General features: G+C 68.6%; 15 protein-coding genes. 10 read left to right on the top strand and 5 right to left on the bottom strand.

Annotated features, from left to right (window positions below; translation table 11 throughout):
* Nucleotides 1-21: 21 nt before the first annotated feature.
* The 3 genes from GGR89_RS01080 to GGR89_RS01070 are packed head-to-tail and all read left to right on the top strand — an operon-like array spanning nucleotide 22 to nucleotide 5,842.
* A complete protein-coding gene (locus GGR89_RS01080; protein WP_241213363.1) occupies nucleotides 22-1,242 on the top strand; it encodes an efflux RND transporter periplasmic adaptor subunit in 1,221 nt (406 codons plus the stop codon).
* Nucleotides 1,239-4,409 (top strand): efflux RND transporter permease subunit, encoded by a 3,171-nt coding sequence (locus GGR89_RS01075; protein WP_125977543.1) that lies wholly within the window; start codon nucleotides 1,239-1,241, stop codon nucleotides 4,407-4,409. The genes GGR89_RS01080 and GGR89_RS01075 overlap by 4 nt, the downstream gene beginning before the upstream one ends.
* Entirely contained in the window at nucleotides 4,409-5,842 is a 1,434-nt protein-coding gene (locus tag GGR89_RS01070; protein WP_125977541.1) for an efflux transporter outer membrane subunit, read from the top strand. Before GGR89_RS01075 ends, GGR89_RS01070 begins: the two co-directional genes overlap by 1 nt.
* A gap of 136 nt (nucleotides 5,843-5,978) precedes the next feature.
* Here the strand turns inward: GGR89_RS01070 and GGR89_RS01065 are convergent, their stop codons facing one another.
* Entirely contained in the window at nucleotides 5,979-9,401 is a 3,423-nt protein-coding gene (locus GGR89_RS01065) for a glycosyl hydrolase 2 galactose-binding domain-containing protein (protein WP_241218059.1), read from the bottom strand.
* A 213-nt stretch (nucleotides 9,402-9,614) separates the two neighbouring features.
* Here GGR89_RS01065 and GGR89_RS01060 point away from each other — a divergent pair, with 213 nt between their 5' ends.
* From GGR89_RS01060 to GGR89_RS01040, 5 genes are all read left to right on the top strand, one after another.
* Entirely contained in the window at nucleotides 9,615-10,787 is a 1,173-nt protein-coding gene (locus GGR89_RS01060) for an ROK family transcriptional regulator (RefSeq protein WP_241218058.1), read from the top strand.
* Between the two features lie 183 nt (nucleotides 10,788-10,970).
* Nucleotides 10,971-11,864, top strand: a complete 894-nt coding sequence (locus tag GGR89_RS01055; protein WP_125977537.1) for an ROK family protein — start codon at nucleotides 10,971-10,973, stop codon at nucleotides 11,862-11,864.
* A gap of 86 nt (nucleotides 11,865-11,950) precedes the next feature.
* Nucleotides 11,951-14,404, top strand: coding sequence for a glycoside hydrolase family 3 protein (locus tag GGR89_RS01050; protein WP_125977535.1), 2,454 nt, complete (start codon nucleotides 11,951-11,953; stop codon nucleotides 14,402-14,404).
* Nucleotides 14,401-15,435 (top strand): aldose epimerase family protein, encoded by a 1,035-nt coding sequence (locus GGR89_RS01045; protein ID WP_125977533.1) that lies wholly within the window; start codon nucleotides 14,401-14,403, stop codon nucleotides 15,433-15,435. The genes GGR89_RS01050 and GGR89_RS01045 overlap by 4 nt, the downstream gene beginning before the upstream one ends.
* 81 nt (nucleotides 15,436-15,516) lie before the next feature.
* Nucleotides 15,517-15,870, top strand: a complete 354-nt coding sequence (locus tag GGR89_RS01040; RefSeq protein WP_125977531.1) for a hypothetical protein — start codon at nucleotides 15,517-15,519, stop codon at nucleotides 15,868-15,870.
* Between the two features lie 10 nt (nucleotides 15,871-15,880).
* On the opposite strand, the gene GGR89_RS01035 is transcribed toward GGR89_RS01040, so the two are convergent.
* The 4 genes from GGR89_RS01035 to GGR89_RS01020 form a co-directional block, all read right to left on the bottom strand.
* Nucleotides 15,881-16,036, bottom strand: coding sequence for a hypothetical protein (locus tag GGR89_RS01035; protein ID WP_164542716.1), 156 nt, complete (start codon nucleotides 16,034-16,036; stop codon nucleotides 15,881-15,883).
* Between the two features lie 148 nt (nucleotides 16,037-16,184).
* Nucleotides 16,185-16,994 (bottom strand): hypothetical protein, encoded by an 810-nt coding sequence (locus GGR89_RS01030; RefSeq protein WP_167712693.1) that lies wholly within the window; start codon nucleotides 16,992-16,994, stop codon nucleotides 16,185-16,187.
* A gap of 149 nt (nucleotides 16,995-17,143) precedes the next feature.
* Complete coding sequence (gene dapD / locus GGR89_RS01025) at nucleotides 17,144-17,962, bottom strand: 2,3,4,5-tetrahydropyridine-2,6-dicarboxylate N-succinyltransferase (RefSeq protein WP_125975429.1); 819 nt, start codon at nucleotides 17,960-17,962, stop codon at nucleotides 17,144-17,146.
* Between the two features lies 1 nt (nucleotide 17,963).
* Nucleotides 17,964-18,626 (bottom strand): pyrimidine 5'-nucleotidase, encoded by a 663-nt coding sequence (locus tag GGR89_RS01020; RefSeq protein ID WP_125975431.1) that lies wholly within the window; start codon nucleotides 18,624-18,626, stop codon nucleotides 17,964-17,966.
* 163 nt (nucleotides 18,627-18,789) lie between these two features.
* Between GGR89_RS01020 and GGR89_RS01015 the strand changes: the two genes are divergently transcribed.
* Together GGR89_RS01015 and GGR89_RS01010 are read left to right on the top strand one after the other, a co-directional pair.
* Nucleotides 18,790-21,141 carry a S8 family peptidase gene (locus GGR89_RS01015; RefSeq protein ID WP_241213566.1) on the top strand — a complete coding sequence of 784 codons (2,352 nt, stop codon included), beginning with the start codon at nucleotides 18,790-18,792 and terminating at the stop codon, nucleotides 21,139-21,141.
* 57 nt (nucleotides 21,142-21,198) lie between these two features.
* Nucleotides 21,199-22,062, top strand: a complete 864-nt coding sequence (locus GGR89_RS01010; protein ID WP_125975433.1) for an aldose 1-epimerase family protein — start codon at nucleotides 21,199-21,201, stop codon at nucleotides 22,060-22,062.
* The last annotated feature ends 68 nt before the right edge of the window (nucleotides 22,063-22,130 follow it).

Below are 22,130 nucleotides of genomic sequence, written 5' to 3'. Positions count from 1 at the left end.
AAGCTGGTGACTGGACATAATTTGGAAAGCAACACCCTGCCCGAAGCGCGCCGGCTGACGATGCGTTCGCAAGGGTTGCTGGTGGGGGCGATCGTGGTCGCGGTGGTCGCGATCCTCGTGCTGGCGATGGTCGTGAAGACCGCGCTGACCCCCAAACCGGTCCCGGATACGCCGGTCCCGCCGGGCGCCTTCCGCCCGACGCAGCAGCAGCTCGCGCAGATGCAGTTCGCCACTGTCCAGGGCGGCGCCAATGTCGAGCTGGTGCGCGCCAGCGGCTCGATCCAGGCGGACGGCGACCATAACACGCCGATCGTGCTGCCCTTTTCCGGCCAGGTGCTCCAAGTGCTGGTCGAGCCCGGTCAGCGCGTGACGCGCGGCCAGCCGCTGCTCCGCATCGCCTCGCCCGAGCTGATCGATGCGCGCAACACCCTGCTCAGCGCCAGCGCGCAGCGGGCGAGCGCCGCCGAGGCGCTGCGCATCGCCCAGGGCAACGTCGCCCGGCAGAAGGCGATCTATGAGACCGCCGGCGGTGCGATGAAGGATTATCTCCAGGCCCAGGCCGATTTCGTCGCCGCCCAGTCCGCCGCCCGCCAGGCCGAATCGGCCCAGCGCGCCGCGCAGGACCGGCTGGCGCTGTTCGGCAAGACCGAAGGCGTCGGCACCTCGGCCTACACCGTGTACCGCGCACCGGTGTCGGGCATCATCGCCGATCGTAACGTCGCGCCGGGGCAGTTCCTGAGCAGCGGCAATGCGACCCCGGTGATGACGATCACTGATCCCGCGCGCGTCTGGCTGGTCGCGCAGCTTGCCGAGAGCGAAGCGGCGAGCATCCGCGTCGGCGATCAGGTGGTGGTCACCACGCCGGCGCTGCCCGGCCGCGAGTTTACCGCGACGGTCGACAATGTCGCCGCGGGCCTCGACCCGACGACGCATCGCCTGCCGGTGCGCGCGACGATCGCCAATCCGGGCGGCGAGCTGAAGCCGCAGATGTTCGCCTCCTTCACGATCCGCCGCCCGGTCGATAGCGGCAAGGGCGTACTCGTCCCCGCCGTTGCCGTGATCCACGAGGGCGACACCACCCGCGTGTGGGTCAAGGCCAAGGACGGCTTGATCTATGGTCGCCAGGTGCAGATCGGCGAGACCGATGGCGGACTCACCCGTGTGCTCAGCGGCCTGAATCCGGGTGACCGGATCGTCGCCAAGGGCGCGCTGTTCGTCAACGAGGCGGGTCTCGGCGAATGAACCGCCTGGTAGAAATGGCGCTGCGCCAGCGGATGCTGGTGCTCACCCTGCTGATCGGCATGATCGCGGCAGGCGTGCTCGGCTTCCTCAACCTCAACATCGAGGCCTATCCCGATCCGGTGCCGCCGATGGTTGAGCTGGTGACGCAGAGCGACGGCATCTCCGCCGAGGAGATGGAGCGCAACGTCACCACGCCGATCGAAGTGGCGATCGCGGGGCTCCCGCATCTGACCGCGGTACGCTCGATCTCGCTGTTCGGCCTGTCCGACGTGAAGATCCAGTTCAGCTATGACGTGACGCATGAGCAGGCGCAGCAGATGGTCCTCGGCCGCCTGTCGCAGCTCGGCACCCTGCCCAACAACGCGCAGCCGCTGATCTCGCCGACCAGCCCGATCGGCGAGATCTATCGCTATCGGCTCACCGGCCCGAGCGGCTATTCGGTGATGGACCTCAAGACCATCCAGGACTGGGTGCTCCAGCGCCGCTTCAAGCGCATTCCCGGCGTGATCGACGTGACCGGCTGGGGCGGCAAGCTGCGCTCCTATGAGGTGCAACTCGACCGCGACAAGCTGACCGCGCACGGCATCACCGTGCCGCAGGTGCTGGCCGCGATCGGCAAGAGCGATTCCAACGTTGGTGGCCAGACGGTCAATTTCGGCGAGCAGGCGGCGATCGTCCGCGGCGTGGGCCTGATCCAGTCGGTCGACGCGATCAACAACGTGCTGGTCGGCACTGCCGGCACCACGCCGGTGCTGCTGCGCGACGTGGGCCAGGTGAAGATCGGCAACCTGCCGCGCCTGGGCGTGGCGGGCGAGGGCCAGGACGACGACATCGTCATGGGCATCGTGTTGATGCAGCGCGGCGCCCAGTCGCTGCCGACGATCAACCGGGTGAAGGCCGAGATCGAGGAGATCAACAGCAGCGGCGTGCTGCCGCCGGGGGTCAAGATCGAGCGCATCTATGATCGTTCGGACCTGATCGGCGTCACCACCAAGACGGTGATGCACAATCTGCTCGAAGGCGTGCTGCTGATCTTCATCCTGCAGTGGCTGTTCCTCGGCGATCTGCGCAGCGCGCTGATCGTGGCGATCACCATCCCGTTCGCGCTGTCGGTCGCAGTGCTTATCCTGGTGATCCAGGGTGAATCGGCCAACCTGCTGTCGCTCGGTGCGCTCGACTTCGGCCTCGTCGTCGATGCGGCGGTGATCATGGTCGAGGCGATCTACCGAAGGCTGGCGGACCGCTCGACCGCTATCTCCGAAGGGCGGATCCATGCGACCCCGGCCAACCGCTTCTCGGCGATCCTGCACGCGTCCAGCGACGTCAGCCGCGGCATCTTCTTCGCAGCCGCGATCATCATCGCCAGCTTCCTACCGCTGTTCACGCTGACTGGGGTGGAAGGCCATATCTTCGGCCCGATGGCCAAGACCTATGCCTATGCCATCGCCGGCGGCCTGCTGGCGGCGTTCACCGTCTCGCCGGTGCTCTCCGCGCTGCTGCTGCCGGACAAGCTGAAGGAGGTCGACACCTGGGTGGTGCGGCAGATCCGCCGCGTGCTGGAGCCCGCTATCTCCTTCGCCATTGCCAATCGCGTGCTGACCTTCGCGCTCGCGGGGCTGCTGGTGCTCGGCTCCTTCGCGACGATCCGCGTGCTCGGCGTCGAGTTTCTGCCGCATCTGGAAGAGGGCAACCTCTACATCCGCGCCAGCCTGCCGGCGTCGATATCGCTCGAGGCGGGCGAGGATGCGGTGAACGGCATCCGCAAGATCATCGCCAGCTATCCCGAGGTCGACCGCGTCGTCTCGACGCACGGCCGACCGGATGACGGCACCGATCCCACCGGCTTCTTCAACGCGGAATTCTATACGCCGCTCAAGCCCTTCGACAGCTGGCCGAGCGGGGTGACCAAGGAAAAGCTAACCGCCGAGCTACAGGCCAGGCTGCAGGCGCAATATCCGGGCGTCGAGTTCGAATTCTCGCAATACATCCAGGACAATGTCGAAGAGGCGTCGTCGGGGGTGAAGAGCTCCAACTCGCTCAAGATCTATGGCAGCGACCTCGAGACGCTCGAATCGATCGCCAACCAGATCAAGGCGCAGATGGCGCAGGTGAAGGGCGTCGCCGATCTCGGCATCTCCGATTCGCTCGGCCAGCCGACCGTCCGCATCGACGTCGATCGCGCCGCTGCTGCCCGCTACGGCCTGACGCCCGACGACATCAATTCCACCGTCGCGGCTGCGGTGGGCGGCCAGTCGAGCGGTGACCTGTACGAGAAATCGACCGACCGGCACTTCCCGATCGTCGTCCGGCTCGATGCCGCGCAGCGCGACGATATCGAGTCGATCCGTCGGATCCAGATCGGCGCCCCCTCGCCGACCGGCAACGGCATCATCCAGGTGCCGCTGTCCGAAGTGGCGACCGTCAAGCTCACCTCGGGCGCGTCGTTCATCTATCGCGAGCACCAGGAACGCTATGTCCCGATCAAGTTCAGCGTGCGCGGACGCGACCTGGGCGGCACGATCGGGGAAGCGCAGGCGCGCATCGCCAAGCATGTGCAACTGCCGCCGGGCTATCACCTCGAATGGGCGGGCGAGCTCGGCAATCTGACCAACGCCGTCAACCGGCTGGAGGTGGTGGTGCCGATCAGCCTGGTGCTGATCCTGGTGCTGCTGTTCGCTAATTTCGGCTCGATCCGCGACACGCTGCTGGCGTTCAGCGTCATCCCGATGGCGATGGTGGGCGGGGTGCTGGCATTGGCGCTGACGGGGACGGCGTTCAGCATCTCCGCCGCGATCGGCTTCGTCGCCTTGTTCGGCATCGCGGTGATGGACGGCATCCTCGTCGTCAGCACGTTCAACCAGAACGTCAACGAGGACATGGATCACACGGCCGCAATGGCGGCGACGGTGAAGCATTCGCTGCGCCCGGTGATCATGACCTGCCTCGCCGCCGCGATCGGCCTGCTGCCCGCGGCGATGTCCACCGGCATCGGCAGTCAGGTACAGAAGCCGCTGGCGCTGGTGGTGGTGGGCGGCATGACGCTCGCGCCGCTGCTGATCCTGCTGGTGCTGCCGCCGCTGATCCTGAAGTTCTCGCGCCACCAGGGCGCGCATGGCCACACCGTTCGTCGCCACCATGTCGACGGCACCCCGACGGAGCAGGCATGATGCGCCGCTATTCTATCATCCCGCTCGTCCTGCTCGCCGGCTGCACGGTGGGCCCGCACGACCTGACCAACCCGGTGCCGACCCCGCCGGCGCAGGTGCCGGGGACGATCGCGCCGGTGAGCGGCGCCGCGCAACAGCTGGTCGCCGGCCCGGCGGTGGTGCCGAACTGGTGGCAGGGCTTCGGCAGCGCCAAGCTCGATGCGCTGGTCGCCCAGGCGCTGGCGCACAACAACGACCTTGCCGCCGCCGAGGCCAATCTGCGCCAGGCGCAGGAACTGGCCAGGGCCGCGTCGGGCGGTACCGGGCCGCAGGTGGATGCCAACTACCAGGCGCAGCGCACGCGAATCTCCAAGGCGCTGTCCGGCCCGCTCGCGGACCAGAACGATTATCTCTACACGCTGCACACCGCCCAACTGACCGTCGCCTATCCGCTCGACCTGTTCGGCGCAGGCCGCAACAAGGTGCGGTCGGCGCGTGCGGCGGCGGATGTGGCGGCGCACCGGCTACATGCGGCGCAGGCCACTGCGGTCGCCAATCTGGTGCTGGCGGTTATCCAGCATGCGGCGCTTCAGGCGCAGATCGCGGCAACCCAAGCCGCGATCCGCGACAATCGCGATCTGGTCGACCTGCTTGAGAAGCGCCGCAAGCTCGGCGATATCGGCGAGGCCGATGTGGGCGCGCAGCAGACCGCGCTCGCCACGATCGAGGCGACGCTGCCGCCGCTGCTCCGCCAGGCGCAGCACCAGGCGGGGCTGATCGCGACGCTGACCGGTCAGGCGCCCGGCACTGCCGGCGACCTGCCCACGCTCGCCGAGCTGCAGCTGCCCGCCAGCCTGCCGGTCGCGCTGCCGGCGGACATCGTCGCGGCCCGTCCGGACGTGCGCGCGGCGGAGGCGCAGGTGCGCGGTGCCGCCGCGGATGTCGGCTCGGCGATCGCGGTACGGCTGCCGTCGATCACGCTCAGCGGCAATGCCGGCGGATCGGCGACCAAGTTCCTCGACATGTTCCAGGACGGCAACCCGTTCTTCTCGATCGTTGGCGGCATCACCCAGCCGATCTTCCATGCCGGTCAGCTCAAGCACCAGCAGCGTGCGGCGGAAGCGGCGCTGGAGGAGGCCAAGGCGCAATATCGCGCGACGGCACTGCAGGCGTTCCTCGACGTCGATGACGCGATCGCCGGGCTGCGCACCGATGCCGAGGCGCTGGACGCGGCCGCGCGCGCCGATGCGGCCGCGAGCCGCACGCTGGCGATGACGCGGCGCCAGGTGGAGCTGGGGGCGCTGGGTACGCTCCAGCTGCTCAACGCTTCGTCGGCGGCGTCGCAGGCGTCGGTCCAGCTCGTCCAGGCAAAGAGCGCGCGGCTGGCCGACAGCGTGGCGCTTTACCTCGCGTCGGGCAGCACGCCGGCGGATCTTCAGTCCGCCGGCCGCTAAGGCGACACCATCTCAGCCGTCATTCTGGCGAAAGCCGGAATCCATTGGGGCCGTCCTAGCGGCGCTTGCTGCGACGGAGTGGCGAATGGATCCCGGCTTTCGCCGGGATGACGGCTGATGGGCTTGGCTCTCTGCCCTACTTCCCCGTCGCCGCGACGTTCGCCGGGCTGACGTTCCATCCCCGCACCGCGAGGTGGGCGGGGGCCGTCACGCTTGCCGGATAGCGCACGCTCAGCACGCGGTGCTGGCCCGGCAGCAGCGAGACATAATTGTCGCTGTAATAGGCCGGCAGGATGCGCTTGCCCTCGGCATCGACCAGGGTGAGCTTGGCGTTGAGCGCCGGCACATTGCTCTTGTTCGAGACGGTGACCGCGATCACCTTGTCGTCCCCGTCCACCTTGGGCGTGCTCGCCTGCACTTCCAGCGGCACGGGGGCGAGGCTTTCCAGTGCGCGATAGGCGGTGTCGTCGCGGCCGCGCCAGTAGAAGTTGCGCGAGAGCTGGGTGCCCTTGGCGTCGGTCAGCGTCAGCTCCACGAGCAGCATCGGGCTGGCCGCATAGAGCCGGTCGAGGGGCACGTCGTTCAGCGTGGTAACGCGGTTGGCGCGGGCGTCGACCTTGTCGGTGCGGGCGAAGAGCTGGACATTGTCGAGGCTGACGACGCGCGTCTTGGCGGTGAGCCCGCGCAGATCGTCGCGGGTGGTGTTGAGCACCACCAGCTGGTTGTCCGGGAGGTTGAGCTGGATGTGCACCGGCTCGGTTGCGATCTTGGCGCCGTAATAGGCGGCCTGGGTGTCATAGTCCCAGCTGTAGATCTGCCAGCTGTTGGACGGCCAGGCGGGGTGCGTCATCCACAGCAGGCGGCCGCTGTTCTTGGTCCAGAGATGGCCCAGGAACCCCTCGTACATCGCCTTGTGCGTCTCGAGGTTCATCATCTGCGCCTTGCGCTCGAAATCCTCGAAGCTCAGCGGCTGGCCGAACATCGCGGTCAGCGCGCTCATGAAGGTCTTGCTGTCGCCGTTCCCGCCGAAATGCCAGTCGTGATAGGCGAGCGTGTCCGATAGCGGCCAGCGATCCTTGGCCGGCATCGTCGCCGCTACGGACTCCAGCGTGGACAGCGAGGGCGTGCCGGTCTCCACCGAGAAGCCGGTGGCGAGATCGGTGAAATAGCCCTCGGGCTTGCGGTAGTTGTACGGCCCCGATCCCTGCAGGTTCACTTCGTTCGAGCTGCCGGTGTACCAGCGGGTGCCGTCCAGCTCGCGGATCAACTTGTCGAGCCCTTCGTTGAGTGCGGGATAGGGCACGCCCTCGTTGCGGCCGAACCAGACGACGATCGAGGGGTGGTTGCGATAGCGCGCCACCACGTCGCGGGCATTGGCCAGGAACAGCGCCGCATCGTCCGGCTCGACCTGGAAATTCTGGGTCGACTGCCAGAAATCGTTGAGCACCATCATGCCGTTCTCGTCGGCGAGCTGGTAGAATTCCTCTTCGTCGTTGTTGCCCATCCAGTTGCGGATGATGTTCATGTGCGCTTCGCGCTGGAGGCGGAAATAGGGGGCGAGCCGCTCGCGGCTGACCTGCTTCATCGCATCGTCCATGCCCCAGTTGCCGCCGCGCGCGGCGATCTTCACGCCGTTGACCCGGAGCACGAGATGTGGCTCGGGCAGCGTCTCGTCGGGGATGGCGGTGACGGCCTTGGAGGACTCCCCCGCCAGCGTGAGCGATTCGGCCCAGCCGGTGGGGCTGCGCTTGAGTGCTTCGTGGCGCACGTCGATCAGCTGCTGGCCGGCCAGGCCGCCATCGGTGGTCTGGACGTTCACCCGGCGGAGCTGGCCGAGATGGTCGAACAGCGAGAGGTCGTAGCTCACCTCGCGGATGCCGAAGCGGAGTGCCTTGGTGTCGCTCGGCTGGCCGCTCGCGGCGAGGTCGATCTTCAGATCGTGCAGCGCCGGATCGCCATAGCCGTTCGGCCACCACAGCTTGGGATTGCGCACGGTGAGCTGGTGGAACTCGGCCGGCGTGAAGCGGACCTCGCCCGCGCCGGGCGGGGCGGTGACGGTCTTTTCCACGGTCACGTCGTCAAACGCGGCGCGGATCGTCACCGGCTGGGCGGTGGCGGCGCGGTTCTCGAACGGCACGGTGATGTAGACATCGGCGCTGTCGGTGCGGGGCAGCGGCAGGTCGGTCACGACATGCGGGTCGCCGATCTTGACGTCGCCGGTCGCGACCAGCTCGACCGGGCGCCAGATGCCCGTGTTGCGATCGCGGATGCCCGGGATCCAGTCCCAGCCTTCGGTGGCGACGAAGGTCGGGCCGTCGATCGCGAGCTGGCCGCCATTCTCGCCGACGCCGGCCTTGATCGACTGTTCGTGCGGGATGCCGGGATGCGGCGGCGGCGAGACGCGTACGGCGATGACGTTCTGGCCGGCGGCCGGCGCGATCTCGAACTGGCCGCGGATGAACGCGCCGCGTGTCTCCCCCTGGCGCTGGCCGTTGGCCCATACTTCCGCGGCATAATTGATGCCGCCGAACACCAGGGTCAGCCGCTTGCCGGCCGCTTCCGCCGGCACGGTGAAGCTGGTGCGGTACCAATAGTCCTGCCGGGCGAGGCTCTCGGGGATTTTGAGGTTGTTCAGCCCGTAATAGGGATCGGGATAGACGCCGCGATCGACAAGCGTGGTCAGCACCGTGCCGGGAACAGTCGCGGCATACCAAGTGCCTTCGGGCTTGCCGGGCCTAGACAGCGCTGCGCCATCGGCGGGTACGCCAGGGGCGGCGGCGAGCTGCCAGCCGTTGATCTGCCAGCGCAATGGGCCAGCGGGAGCGAGGCTCGGCAAGACCGGCACTGGCTTGGCGACCGGGGGCGAATAGGCGGTATCGCTTTGCGGCAGCGTCCAGGGATCCTGTTGGCGCGTCAAGCCGATATTGGCGGTCTTTTGCAGGTTCCAGCCGACGCCGACCTGCCACATCTGGACCAGCTCGAAGGCGGGCGGGGCGGCGGCCTCGCCCTGCACTTCGGTCGCACCGAGCGCGACGCCGCGCAGTTGCGCCTGGACCAGCGCGCCGCCGAAATGCGGCTGGCCCGGGCTAACCGGTGCAAGCGCGATGCGCGAGGCCACGGCCGAGCCGTTGAGCGCCCCTTCGCCGACCTGCTTGCCGTCGAGATAGAGCCGCACCCGGCCGCCCTCGATCACCACGGCGACATGGCTCCAGCGCCCGGCGGCGAGCTTGGGCGTGCTGTTCACCGCATTGCCGCTGCCGAAGAAGTGCAGCGCGCCGTTGCGCAGGCCGAGGCAGCGGCAATCGCCGGCCGGATCGCCGAACGCGATCAGCGTCACCACGCCCTGCGGCACAATGTCGGGCTTCACCCAGGCCGAGAGCGTCAACGGCGCACCAGAGCGGAGCAGCGCATCGGCACCGGTCAGCGGCCGGTCGATGCCGATGCCGCCCGCGAGGAAGCTGGCATTGTACGGCCCGGCATTGTCCGGCTCGGCCGCCTGGACCGCCGTCATGGCGAGCAGGGCGCCGCCGGCGAGCATCGCGCTGGTGAAACTGCGCATCGTTCTTCTTCCCCCAAGAGGCTGCCGTGCCCGCCAATGCGGCGGCGCGGATCGACCGTTCGGCGGAACGGTCTTGACGTGGTTTTTTATTCACCAAGTTTTGCAATTCAACCGGCGAGAACGGTTCCACGCTTGCACCCTGGCCGCAAATCGACTGTTATCGCAATCAAGATGAGTAGCGGCCGCCCTCCAATCCGCCTTTCCGGAACCAATTTGGAACGCGCCGCGGACCATAACCAGCGCGTGACCCTGCATGCCATTCGCGCCAACGGCTCGCTGACCCGCGTCGATCTTGCGCGGATCACCGGCCTCACCGCGGCGGCGATCGCCAACATCACCAAGCGGCTGCTCGCCGATGGACTGATTCAGGAGGCCGGGCGGCGCTTCGGCGGGCGCGGCCAGCCGCCGACCAACCTGATCATCAATCCCCAGGCCTGTTATTCGCTGGGCCTCAACATCGATCGCGACCATGTCACGCTGGTGCTGGTCGACTTTCTTGGCGAGACGGTCGCCCGTGCTTCGCGAGAGATCGACTTCGCACTGCCCGAGCAGGTCGCCGAATTCTACCACGCCGAGGTGGAAGTGCTGATCGCGTCGGCTGGAGTCGATCCCGCACGGATCGTCGGCCTGGGCGTGGCGACACCCGACGATCTCGGCCTGATCGAACTGCCCGGCAAGCCCGACGCCTATCGCCGCTGGGAACAGACCGACCTCGCCGAACTGCTCGCCTGGCCGCTCGACGTGCCGGTCTTCGTCGAGAACGACGCCGCCGCCGCCGCGATGGGCGAACTGCAGCTGGGGCTCGGCCTCCAGCATTCGAGCTTCTTCTACATCCTGATCTCCTCGGCGCTGGGCGGCGGTCTGGTGATCGACAGCAATTATTTCCGCGGAGCCACGGGCCGCAGCGGCGAGCTCGGCTTCCTCACCCATCGCGATCCGGACGGCGTGGTTCGGCAGATCCAGGCGCATGTCTCGCTGTCGGGCCTCGCTGCGCCGCTCGAGGCGGCGGGCTACTCCGTGCAGGACATGCTCAGCTGCGACGGTGGGGACGCGACGCTCGAAGCGGTGGTCGATGCGTGGATCGAGGAGGCTGCGCGGCTGCTGGTCGGCCCGCTGCTCGCGGTGAACTGCCTGATCAACCCCGAGACGGTGCTGATCGGCGGCCGCCTGCCGCGCCGCCATGTCGACCGGCTGGCCGAGCGCGCCAACGCGCTGCTCGCCGAGCAGGGCGGCGATGCCCCGGCGCTGGCGCCGATCGCCCGCGCGCAGCTCTCCGCCGACGCGCCCGCGGTCGGCGCGGCGATCCTGCCGTTCAGCTATTTCCTGCTGCCCAAGAGCAGCGCGTTGTGGAAAGACACCGCTGACGGCGCAACCGCCACGGTTTGACCCTTCATTAAATCAACCGAATAACTTTAATCTTGTGCCCGGCGCCGCCGCGGGGCAGAGGAAAGGCCGCGCGCGTGGCGCGATGGTTCAGGAACAGACCGGCGTACTGCCGGCCCGTCGGGGAGGAATATCGGTGGCGATCGATCGCATGGGAAACCAGCCAGCGCGGGGCCTCCATCGCTGATGTCGAGCGCAACGCTTCCCGTGGCCGGCATCGAGCTCGGCGGCACCAAGTGCATCCTCACCCTAGCCTATGGCCCCGACCGGATCCTCGCGCAGGAAACCGTGCTGACTGAGGCGCCCGAAAAGACGCTCGCCGCGCTCGAAGCGGTGCTGGGCGGCTGGTGGGGAACCCATGGCTTCGCCGCGCTCGGGATCGCCAGCTTCGGGCCGGTGTGCCTCGATCCTGCCAATGCGCAGTTCGGCCATATCCTCATCACCTCCAAGCCGAATTGGAGCGGCACCGATGTCGCTCGCCGTCTTGCAGCGCCGTTCGCGGTGCCGATGGCGTTCGACACCGACGTCAACGGTGCGGCGCTCGCCGAGATGCGCTGGGGCGCAGGGCAGGGGCTCAGCGACTTTGCCTATGTGACCGTGGGCACCGGCGTCGGCGTGGGGCTGGTGATCAACGGCAAGCCGACGCGCGGCATCGGGCATTGCGAGATGGGCCATATCCGCGTGCCGCGCCTGCCGACCGACACCGCGCCGAGCGGCTGCCCGTTCCACGACGATTGCATCGAGGGCCTCGCCTCGGGCACCGGAATCCGCGCGGCGCTGGGCGACCAGCCGGTCGACAGCGTCGGCGAGGACCATGTCGTATGGGACCGCGTCGCCTCGGCCATCGCGCTGCTTTGCCACACCATGGTCGCCACCGCCGGGCCGCAGCGGATCGCGATCGGGGGCGGGGTGATGCAGCGCCAGCCGCATCTGCTCGCCCGCATCGACCCGCTGCTGCGCGAGAGCATCGCCGGCTATCTGACCGTGCCGCCCGCGCCCTACATCGTCTCTCCCGCGCTGGGCGACCAGGCCGGGCCGATGGGGCCGATCGCGATGGCATTGCAGGCGCAGGGCGACTAACCGCGCGCAAAGTTCGGCCGGCGCATGGACTTGGGCGCCGGTCCTGCGGTATCGCCTCTCCCCAACAACCCAGGGGAGAGAGATCCATGCCCGCAGGCCTGAAGCTGCTATTGGCCACCACCATCCTCGCCGCCGCGCCCGCGATCGCGCAGCAGGCGCCGACAGCGTTGTCCGGTGGCGCGCATCCCGACAGATGGCCGGCGGCCAGGAGCCAGGGCCTGATCGATCCCGCCACCGAGGCATTCGTCACCGACCTGCTGGCGAAGATGACGCTGGAGGAGAAGGTCGGCCAGATGATCCAGGCCGATATCGGCAGCATCAAGCCCGAGGATCTGGTGGTCTACCCGCTCGGCTCGATCCTTGCGGGCGGCAGCTCGCCGCCGCTCGGCGCGCCCGATCGCAGCCCCCGTGGGCCGTGGCTGGCGACCGCCCAGGCGTTCCAGAAGGCGGCGCTCGCCCGCAAGGGCAACCATGTCGCGATCCCGATCATGTTCGGCATCGACGCGGTGCACGGCAACAACAACGTGATCGGCGCCACGCTCTTCCCGCACAATGTCGGCCTGGGCGCGATGCGCGACCCGGCGCTGATGGAGAAGATCGGCCGCGCGACCGCCGAGGAGACGAGCTCGGTCGGCATCGACTGGGCCTTCGGGCCGACGCTCGCGGTGCCGCAGGACGAGCGCTGGGGCCGAGCCTATGAAGGCTATTCGGAAGAACCCGAGGTCGTGCGCAGCTATGCCGGCGCGATGATCCGCGGGCTGCAGGGCGCACCGGGCACCAAGGACCGGCTCCAGAAGGGCTTTGTCGCTGCCTCGGCCAAGCACTTCCTCGGCGACGGCGGCACCTTCGGCGGGCAGGACCAGGGCGATACCCGCGTGTCCGAGGAGGAACTGATCCGCATCCACAATGCCGGCTATCCGGGTGCGATCGATGCCGGCACGATGACCGTGATGGCCTCGTTCAGCAGCTGGAACGGCGCCAAGATGCACGGCAACAAGTCGCTGCTCACCGATGTGCTGAAGGGCAGGATGGGCTTTGACGGCTTCGTCGTCGGCGACTGGAACGGCCATGCTCAGATTCCGGGCTGCACCGCCACCGATTGCGCGGCGACGTTCAACGCCGGGCTCGACATGGCGATGGCGCCGGACAGCTGGAAGGGCCTCTACGAATCGACCGTCGCGCATGTGAAGGACGGCACGATCCCGATGGCGCGGGTGGACGACGCGGTGCGCCGCATCCTGCGCGTGAAGGTGCAGATGGGCCTGTTCAACGCCGCACGGCCCTATGAGAGCAAGGCCGAGCTGGTCGGCGCGGCGGAGCATCGCGCGATCGCGCGCGAGGCGGTGGCCAAGTCGCTGGTGCTGCTGAAGAACAGCGGCGTGCTGCCGGTCAAGGCGAGCGCAAACGTGCTGGTCGCCGGGCCGGGTGCGGATTCGATGGCGCAGCAGTCGGGCGGCTGGACGCTCAGCTGGCAGGGCGACGGCAACCCCAATGCGATGTTCCCCAACGGCGAGACGATCTTTGCGGGCATCCAGGCGGCGGTGAAGGCCGGCGGCGGCACCGCGACGCTCTCCGCAGACGGCAGCTTTACGAGCAAGCCCGACGTGGCGATCGTCGTGTTCGGCGAGGAGCCCTATGCGGAGATGCGCGGCGACGTCCGCACGCTGGAATTCCAGCCGGGCGACAAGCAGGCGCTGGCGCTGCTAAGGAAGCTCAAGGCGGCCGGCGTGCCGGTCGTCTCGGTGTTCCTGTCGGGCCGCCCGCTCTGGGTGAACCCCGAGCTCAACGCCTCGGACGCGTTCGTCGCCGCCTGGCTGCCGGGCAGCGAAGGCGCGGGCGTGGCGGACGTGCTGATCGGCGACAAGGCCGGCAAGCCGCGCCGCGACTTCACCGGCACGCTGTCGTTCAGCTGGCCCAAGACCGCGGGCCAGTTCACGCTCAACCGCGGCGAGCCGGGCTATGACCCGCTCTTCGCCTTCGGCTATGGCCTCAGCTACGCCAAGCCGGGGACGGTCGGCGCGCTGAGCGAAGTCTCGGGCGTGGATGCGTCGCTGGCCAACACCAGCATCTTCTTCGCCAAGGGCGTCACGCCGGCGCCCTTCTCCTTCGCGACCGACAGCAAGATCAGCCGCAAGGCCGTCGACGGCCCGGCGACGCAGGAAGGCGCGCAACAGCTCACCTGGCCCGCCGGTCCCGCGGCGCTGCGCATCGGCGGCAGCGACCTTGACCTCAGCCGCGAGACCAATGGCGACCTGTCGCTGCGGCTCGTCTACCGCGTCGATGCCGACCCGACCGGCCCGGTGCGGCTGTCGATGGAAGGCGGCAAGAACACGGGAACGATCGACGCGACCAGCCTGTTCACGGGCAAGCGCGGTTGGCAGACGGTCAACGTGCTGCTGAAATGCTATCAGAAGAACGGAGTCGACGTGACCAAGGTAAACGCGCCGATCGTGCTGCAGGCGAACGGCCCCTTCGCGCTCTCGCTGGCCGAGGCGAAGATCGTGTCCGATCCCAACAACTCGGTCTGCCCGGGCCAATGAGCGCGATCGAGGTCGTCAAGATTGCGCGCGGGGCGTTCCGCGCGCAGTTCCTCACCCTGGGTGCGACGCTCCACCGGCTGGAGGTGCCCGATCGGCAGGGCCGGTCGGCGAACATCGTGCTCGGCTATGCCGACCTCGAGGACTATCGCCGCCAGCCGCCGCGCTATTATGGCGCGGTGGCGGGGCGCTATGCCAACCGCATCGCCGGCGGGCGCTTCACGCTGGATGGCGTGACCTTCCAGCTGGCCACCAACGAGAATGGCAACAGCCTCCATTCGGGGCCCGACGGGTTCGACCAGCAGGTCTGGACGGTGGAGGCACGTAGCGACAGCGCCGTCACCCTCCGGCTCGAAACGCCGCACGGCTGGAACGGCTTCCCCGGCGATCTGGTCGCCCGCGTGGAATATGCGCTGGAGGACGACGGGCTGGCGGTGCGCTTCACCGCCACATCGGACTGGGCGACGATCGTCAATCTGACGCAGCACGCGTACTTCAACCTGGTCGGGGAAGGCAGCGGGGCGACGGTGCTCGACCATCTGCTGCAGATTCCGGCGAGCGCGATCACCCCGGTGAACGACGCGCTGATCCCGACGGGGGAACTGGCGCCAGTGGACGGCGGTGCGTTTGACTTCCGGGCGCCGAAGCCGATCGGTCGCGACATCGATGCCGCGGACGCGCAACTCGCGCTGGGGCAGGGGTACGATCACAATTTCGTGCTCGACGGCCCGGCGGGCTTCGAGCGCCGGATCGCGACGCTGTTCGATCCGGGCTCGGGCCGGGTGCTGGAGGTGCATTCGACCGAGCCGGGGGTGCAATTCTACTCGGGCAACCATCTCGCCGATGGTGCACCGGGGACCGGCGGCGGTGTGTATCCGGCGCGTGGCGGGCTTTGCCTGGAGCCGCAGAAGTTTCCCGACAGCCCCAACCAGCCCGGCTTCCCCTCGGCGCGGGTGGAGGCGGGGGAGACCTACCGGCACAGTATGGCGTTCCGGTTTCGGACGGCCGGGGATGTCGAAGAGGCGTTCGGTTGAAGTCAGCAAACCCCTCCTCCAAGGAGGAGGGGCTTAGGTAGCGCGGTTGCCCCTTCCGCCCGTCCCCGATACAGCCCTCGCATGGCAAAAGCGGATCGCCTCGAACGGCTCGACATTCGGCGCATCGAACTCGAGGCGGAGTATCGCGCCGCGCTGATCGAGGCGCTGGAGCGCACCGCGGCGGGCAAATGGGGCCTGTTCGACCACCAGAAGGACCGGCACGCCCGCGCCGCGATCCGCCCGACGCTCGATCACCTCGCGGAACTGGGCGAGGAGATCGACGCCGCGCGCGATCGGCTCGGCCTGCCGCCCTTCGCGCTCCAGCAGGAGTTCCTTGCAGCACGCGGCCCGGTGGGGCCTTCGGCGGTCGGCGAGCCCAAGCAGGCGCAGGCCTGGCTGGCGCGTCTCGCGGCGGAGGCGCCCGCGGCGGACTGACGCACGCGCGTTATTCGGTTTCTTCGAGGGCGGCCTCGGCGGCGGCACGCGCGTCCTCTTCCTTCTTCTTCTTGCCCTGATCGTAGTGCCACTTGATGGCGAAGAACATGCCCGTGCCGAACACGGCGAGCTTGAACGTGCCCAGCAGAATCGGAACCCAAATCATCGCAACCACCTGATCTGCGCCGCGCGGCCACCCGCCGCGGCGATGCTCTCGCACATATCAATGACTAACAAAACCCATACGATATGCTGTATGCATCCGTACAATCGCAGATCTAAGGGGGCGGCGTGCCCGCCGCAAGCGCCAGACGTCAGTCGGCGTCGCCGCCGATACCCGCGCGCTGCGAATAGGTGATGCGGATCCGCACCCAGCTGCCGATCAGGAGCCGGCTGTTCACCCGCGGCGCTTTTACCCGGAACTGGAATGCGGCCTGGCGCACCGCGCCGGCATAGCCCGAGCCGCGGGGGAACTCGCCGAGTTCCTGACAATCGGTCACCTGATAGCGTTCGATCGTCCGGCACGCGACTTCGCCCCAGCCCTCGCGGCCCAGCGCCCGCTGCGGGAGGTAGGGGGAGAGCTGTGCGTTGGTGGGGCGGCGATACCAGTCCGCGGCATAGAGCGTCTCGCCATGCGGGCCCGTGCCCGCGCGCGGCGTGTCGTCGGCGCCGCTGCCACCGCCTGCGTCGGCGGTCTGGGTATTGCCCTGATCACCGGACTGCGCGGCCGGTGCCTTGGCAATATCGGTCGCTGCATAGTCGCGGCGGCTCATCACGATGAAGCTCGGCGGCCCGCTGGATACGGGCGGCACGACGGGGGGCGGGGGAAGGGCCGCAGCCGGGGGCGTGGGCTGCGGCGCTTCGGCCTTTTCACCGGCGCGCTTGCGGGCCTTTTCCGGCGCCTTCGCCGCGTCCTTTTCGGCCGGGGCTTGTTCGCCTTCCGAAGCCTCGATGCCGAACACCACCGTCTTCGGCTTTTCCTTGGGCGTGACCCGCGGGGCCATCCACAGTAGCATCAGTGCAATCAGCAGCTCGATCGCCAGCGCCAGCAGGATCGCAACGGTCCGTCCGCGCAGCGAAGCGCGCAGCCGGCGCACAGGCGAGGCGGACGTGGTGGACAGCATGGCGCGCGGGACACTCAGGAAGAGGCGAATCCGGGAAATCCGGGCCCGCCGAAGCGGTCGCTATACACCTTGGCCGAGGCGGCGGGAGTGGGGCGAAAGCATGTCGGCATTCCGCATTCCCGCCGCGGTTGTAACGGCCCTTGCAACAATCAGTCGCGCAGCAGCTCGTTGATGCCGGTCTTGCTGCGGGTCTGCGCGTCGACCGTCTTCACGATCACCGCGCAATAGAGACCGGGCTTGCCGTCTTCGGCGGGCAGGCTGCCGGGCACCACCACCGCATAGGGCGGCACTTCGCCGCGATAGACTTGGCCGGTCGCGCGATCGACGATTTTGGTCGAGGCGCCGAGATAGACGCCCATCGACAGCACCGCGCCCTCGCCGACGCGCACGCCCTCGGCCACTTCCGACCGTGCGCCGATGAACGCGCCGTCGCCGATGATCACGGGATCGGCCTGCAGCGGCTCCAGCACGCCGCCGATGCCGACACCGCCCGAGAGATGCACGTTCCTGCCGATCTGCGCGCAGCTGCCGACGGTGGTCCAGGTATCCACCATCGTGCCTTCGCCGACATAGGCGCCGATGTTGACGAAGCTCGGCATCAGCACCGCGCCCTTGGCGATGTGTGCGCCGTGGCGGACGATGCTGCCCGGCACCGCGCGGAAGCCGGCGTCGCGGAACGCGGCCTCGCCCCAGCCGGTAAATTTCGAGGGCACCTTGTCGAACCAGGCGGTGCCTTCGGGGCCGGGGACGACGACATTGTCGTTGAGGCGGAAGCTGAGCAGCACCGCCTTCTTGAGCCACTGGTTGACCTGCCAGCCGCCGTCCACCGGCTCGGCAACGCGGGCCTCGCCGCGATCGAGCAGGTTCAGCGCTTCGGCGACGGCTTCGCGCACCGCGCCTTCGGTGGCGAAGCTCAGGTTCGCGCGGTCTTCCCAGGCGGCGTCGATCGTCGCGGCGAGATCGGTCATGTCAGCTCTCCAAGATGCTGTGGAGCCAGGCTCCGAGATCGGTGATGGTATAGTCGATGAAGCTGCGGTCGGCGTCGGGCGCCTGTTCCGAGCCATTGTCGATCCAGACGGTGGTCATGCCGATCGCCTTGGCCGGCCCCAGGTTGCGCGCCATGTCCTCGACGAACAGCGAGGCGTGCGGATCGAGGCCGTACGCATCGCACAGTCCCTGGTACGCCGCGGGCTCCGGCTTGGGGCGATAGCTGGTGGCGTGGATGTCGTGAATCGCCTCGAAGGTTTCGCCCAGGCCCAGCCGGTCGAGCACCTTCTGCGCATAGGGCGCGTCGCCATTGGTGAAGATCAGCTTGCGGCCGGGCAGGTGGGCGAGTGCCTCGACCAGCGCCTCGTTCGCTTCCAGCACGCTCATGTCGACATCGTGGACATAGTCGAGATAGTCGTGCGGATCGGTGCCGTGTTCCTCGATCAGGCCGTACAGCGTGGCGCCATGCGCGTGGAAATAGGCCTTCTGCACCTTGTGCGCCTCTTCCGGCGAGCAATGGAGCAGGCGCTGCACATATTCCCCGATCCGCGCGTCGATCATCGCGAACAGATTGGCGCTCGCCGGATAGAGCGTGTTATCCAGATCGAAGATCCAGTTGCGGACGTGCGAGAGCGAGGCGAGCATCGCCCGCGCGTGTAGGAGGTGCCCCCCGCCACCGCAAGCGCCGAGCGCGGCCTCGGGGCTTCCCCGGCACCCGGGTAAACGCAAAAAAAACCACTCCGCGCGTAGGGGAAGACCCTCCTGACGAGAGGGTTTCGGTATGCGGGTGGCGTTGCGCGTAGGATGGATGCACACGGCGGCGCTCGGCGGGCTCGTGGCGCTGGGCGCGTGCAGCGGCGGCGGCGGCGGCGGGATTGCAAGCACGCCCGCGCCTGCGCCCGCGCAGATTCCCGCGCCGACTCCGACACCGACCCCCGCGCCCACCCCGACGCCCACCCCAACGCCGGTGCCCTCGCCTACGCCCACGCCCACGCCGGTACCGACCACCAATTACGACACGACCGAGTACCGCGCTACGGTGGGGGCCGTTTCGATGAACGCGCTCGTCGCCTACAAGAACGGTGCCACTGGCAGCGGCATCAAGGTGGGCGTGATCGATTCGGGCATCGACGTGCAGAGCGCCGAATTCGGCGACTGCTCGGGCGGGCTGGGCGTCGGCACCTGCCGCATCCTCGCCAGTTCGAGCGACCCGGGCGGCAACGGGTCGGTCGACGATGTCGGCGGCCACGGCACCGCGGTAGCCTTTACCATCGCGGGGCGGCGCAACGCTGCCGGCACGCAGGGCGTGGCATTCAATTCCCAGCTCGTCGTCGAGCGTGCCGACCAGCCGGGCAGCTGCAACGGCACCGATACCAGCACCTGCAAATTCTCCGACACCGCCATCGCCCAGGGGCTCGACCGCGCCCGGCAGGCAGGCGCACGCGTCGTCAACATCTCGCTCGGCGGCGATTCGGCCTCGTCGGCTCTCGCCTCCGCGATCGACCGCGCGACGGCCGCAGGGGTGATCGTGGTGATCGCCGCCGGCAATGACGGCAGCGCGAACCCGGACGCCTTCACCAGCGCGGCGACCAATGCCGCGATCTCGCGCGGGCTGGTGATCATCGCCGGCTCGGTCAATTCCAGCGACACGATTTCGAGCTTCTCGAACCGCGCCGGTTCCTCCGCTGCCGTCTATCTGGCCGCGGTCGGCGAGGGCGTACGCGCACCGGACGCGAACAACACCGCCTATATCTGGTCGGGCACGTCCTTCTCGGCGCCGCAAATCACCGGTGCGATCGCGCTGCTCGCCCAGGCCTTCCCGAACCTGACCGGCAAGCAGATCGTCGATCTGCTCTACGCCACCGCGCGCGACGCGGGCGATGCCGGAGTCGATCCGATCTACGGGCGCGGCGTGCTCGATCTTACCCGCGCCTTCCAGCCGGTCGGCACCATGTCGGTGGCGGGGACCAGCGCGGTGATTTCGCCGACGATCAACGGCACCCTCAGCGGGCCAATGGGCGATGCCAGCCAGGGCGCGCTGGGCATGGCGGCGCTCGATTCGTTCGGCCGCGCCTATGCGACGACGATCACCAACAGCTTCCAGCGCCAGAGCCTGTCACGCAACCTGCCGGCGCTGATGGCGACGCGGGACCGCAGCTTCTCGATCGGCGGGGATCAGGTGCGCGTCGCGGTGTCACTCGTGCCCACGGTCGATTCGGTGCGGATCGAGCGGCTCGGCATCACCAGCCGCGATGCCGGCGTGGCGCGGATGCTGGCGACGACGGTGAGCGGCCGGCTGGGTTCGAAGGCGCAATTCGCCTTCGGCGCCTCGCAGACCGGCAATGTGCTCACCGCGCAGCTGGCGGGCCGCGACGACCCCGCCTTCCTGATCGCGCGCGATCCGCTGAGCAACGCGGGCTTCGATACCGATGTCGGTGGATCGGCGGCGGTGCGGCAGATGATCGGCCCCTGGGGCCTGACCGTCGCCAGCGAAGTCGGCGACGTGCTGAGCCAGCGGGCGGGCGACGCGGCGGCGCTGCAGGCGCGGTGGCTGCGCTTCGGCTATGATCGCAGCACCGTGGCGGTGGACCGCCGCTTCGGCGGGCTGAACGCCAGCGTTGGCGTCACCCGCCTGTCGGAGGACAATACGGTGCTCGGCGCGCGATTCAGCGCCGGCCTGGGGGCGGCGCGGGCGAGCAGCCTGTTCGCCGATCTGGGCCTGCGCTGGGATCTCGGCCTGGGGCTGAGCGTCGGCGGATCCCTCCGCCAGGGCTGGACCAACGTCCGGCTGCGCGAGGGCATCCAGGGCGCGGGCCTGCTCCGCACCAATGCCTGGGCGGCGGACATCGGCAAGGACGGGCTGTTCGGCAGCGACTCGATCGGCCTGCGCATTGCCCAGCCGCTGCGGGTCGCGCGCGGCGGGATCGGCCTCACCCTGCCGCAAGGCTGGGACTATGATACGCTGAGCGTCACCAGCTGGAGCAGCCAGCGGATCAACCTCGCGCCGGTCGGCCGCGAAATCGATTACGAGCTCCGCTACCACTGGCGCTTCGCCGACGGCGATGTGAGCAGCAACCTGTTCCTTCGCCGCCAGCCGGGCAACATCGCCGCGATGCCGAGCGACCTGGGCGGCGCGGTGCGGCTGAGCTGGGGCTTCTGACGGCTTCCCCTGGCGGCGGCGCGCCTGTAGGGCGGGCAGGCTGCCAAGGGAGACGTGATGATCGAGATCGCCAGCGCGCGGCTGACTGCCGCGATCAACCCGCACGGGGCCGAGCTTTCCTCGCTACGCGACCCCGCCGGGCGCGAGCTGATGACCGACGGCGATCCCGCCTTCTGGTCCGGCCGGGCGCCGCTGCTGTTTCCGATCGTCGGGCGGCTGGTGGGCGACCGCTACCGGCTGGACGGCCAGGACTACAGCCTGCCCCAGCACGGCTTCGCGCGGCGCCGCGATTTCGCGCTGGCCGAGCAGGGTGCCGATCGGGTGACCTTCCGGCTGGAGGACGATGCCGAGACCCGCGCGGCCTATCCCTTCGCCTTCACGCTCGATGCGACCTATCGGCTGGACGACTCCACGCTGTGGATCGAGATCGCGGTAACCAACCGCGACACGCGCGACATGCCGGCCAGCTTCGGCTTCCATCCCGCCTTCGCCTGGCCGCTGCCCTATGGGCGTGCACGTGCCGATCACCGCATCCTGTTCGACGAGCCGGAATTCTCCTTGCTCCGCTACATCGGCGAGGGCGGCATCGCGCCGGACCGCCGAACCAGCCCGGTGGAGGGGCAGAAGCTGCCGCTCTCCGACGACCTGTTCACCGCCGACGCGCTGATCTGGGACCAGCTCGCCAGCCGCGGGCTGTTGTACGGGGCGGAAGACGGGCCGCAGCTGCACATCCGCTTCCCCGATACCGGCCTGCTCGGCATCTGGACCAAGCCCGGCGCGCGCTTCGTCTGCGTCGAGCCCTGGTGGGGCATCGCCGATCCGGCGGGCTTTGACGGCGAGATCTGGGACAAGTCCGGCATCCAGCGGCTGGCCCCTGGCGAGACCCGGCGCTTCGGCATGGACGTGACGCTCATCGACTGAGCGACAGGGCGGCGCACTCGCTGCTGGATAAAGAACGCGTCTCCGACTAAGGCGTCGCGATTCTCCCT

The organism is Sphingomonas trueperi, assembly GCF_011927635.1.
GTDB classification, from domain to species: Bacteria; Pseudomonadota; Alphaproteobacteria; order Sphingomonadales; family Sphingomonadaceae; genus Sphingomonas; species Sphingomonas trueperi.
This window is presented reverse-complemented; position numbering and strand designations above follow the sequence as displayed.

What these genes read in the sequence shown, in the direction of transcription:
- GGR89_RS01075 (WP_125977543.1), top strand. Translation starts at nt 1,239, where the DNA reads ATGAACCGCCTGGTAGAAATGGCGCTGCGCCAGCGGATGCTGGTGCTC.
- GGR89_RS01070 (WP_125977541.1), top strand. Translation starts at nt 4,409, where the DNA reads ATGCGCCGCTATTCTATCATCCCGCTCGTCCTGCTCGCCGGCTGCACG.
- GGR89_RS01065 (WP_241218059.1), bottom strand. Translation starts at nt 9,401, where the DNA reads ATGCGCAGTTTCACCAGCGCGATGCTCGCCGGCGGCGCCCTGCTCGCC.
- GGR89_RS01055 (WP_125977537.1), top strand. Translation starts at nt 10,971, where the DNA reads ATGTCGAGCGCAACGCTTCCCGTGGCCGGCATCGAGCTCGGCGGCACC.
- GGR89_RS01050 (WP_125977535.1), top strand. Translation starts at nt 11,951, where the DNA reads ATGCCCGCAGGCCTGAAGCTGCTATTGGCCACCACCATCCTCGCCGCC.
- GGR89_RS01045 (WP_125977533.1), top strand. Translation starts at nt 14,401, where the DNA reads ATGAGCGCGATCGAGGTCGTCAAGATTGCGCGCGGGGCGTTCCGCGCG.
- GGR89_RS01040 (WP_125977531.1), top strand. Translation starts at nt 15,517, where the DNA reads ATGGCAAAAGCGGATCGCCTCGAACGGCTCGACATTCGGCGCATCGAA.
- GGR89_RS01035 (WP_164542716.1), bottom strand. Translation starts at nt 16,036, where the DNA reads ATGATTTGGGTTCCGATTCTGCTGGGCACGTTCAAGCTCGCCGTGTTC.
- GGR89_RS01030 (WP_167712693.1), bottom strand. Translation starts at nt 16,994, where the DNA reads ATGCTGTCCACCACGTCCGCCTCGCCTGTGCGCCGGCTGCGCGCTTCG.
- dapD (WP_125975429.1), bottom strand. Translation starts at nt 17,962, where the DNA reads ATGACCGATCTCGCCGCGACGATCGACGCCGCCTGGGAAGACCGCGCG.
- GGR89_RS01020 (WP_125975431.1), bottom strand. Translation starts at nt 18,626, where the DNA reads ATGCTCGCCTCGCTCTCGCACGTCCGCAACTGGATCTTCGATCTGGAT.
- GGR89_RS01015 (WP_241213566.1), top strand. Translation starts at nt 18,790, where the DNA reads ATGCACACGGCGGCGCTCGGCGGGCTCGTGGCGCTGGGCGCGTGCAGC.
- GGR89_RS01010 (WP_125975433.1), top strand. Translation starts at nt 21,199, where the DNA reads ATGATCGAGATCGCCAGCGCGCGGCTGACTGCCGCGATCAACCCGCAC.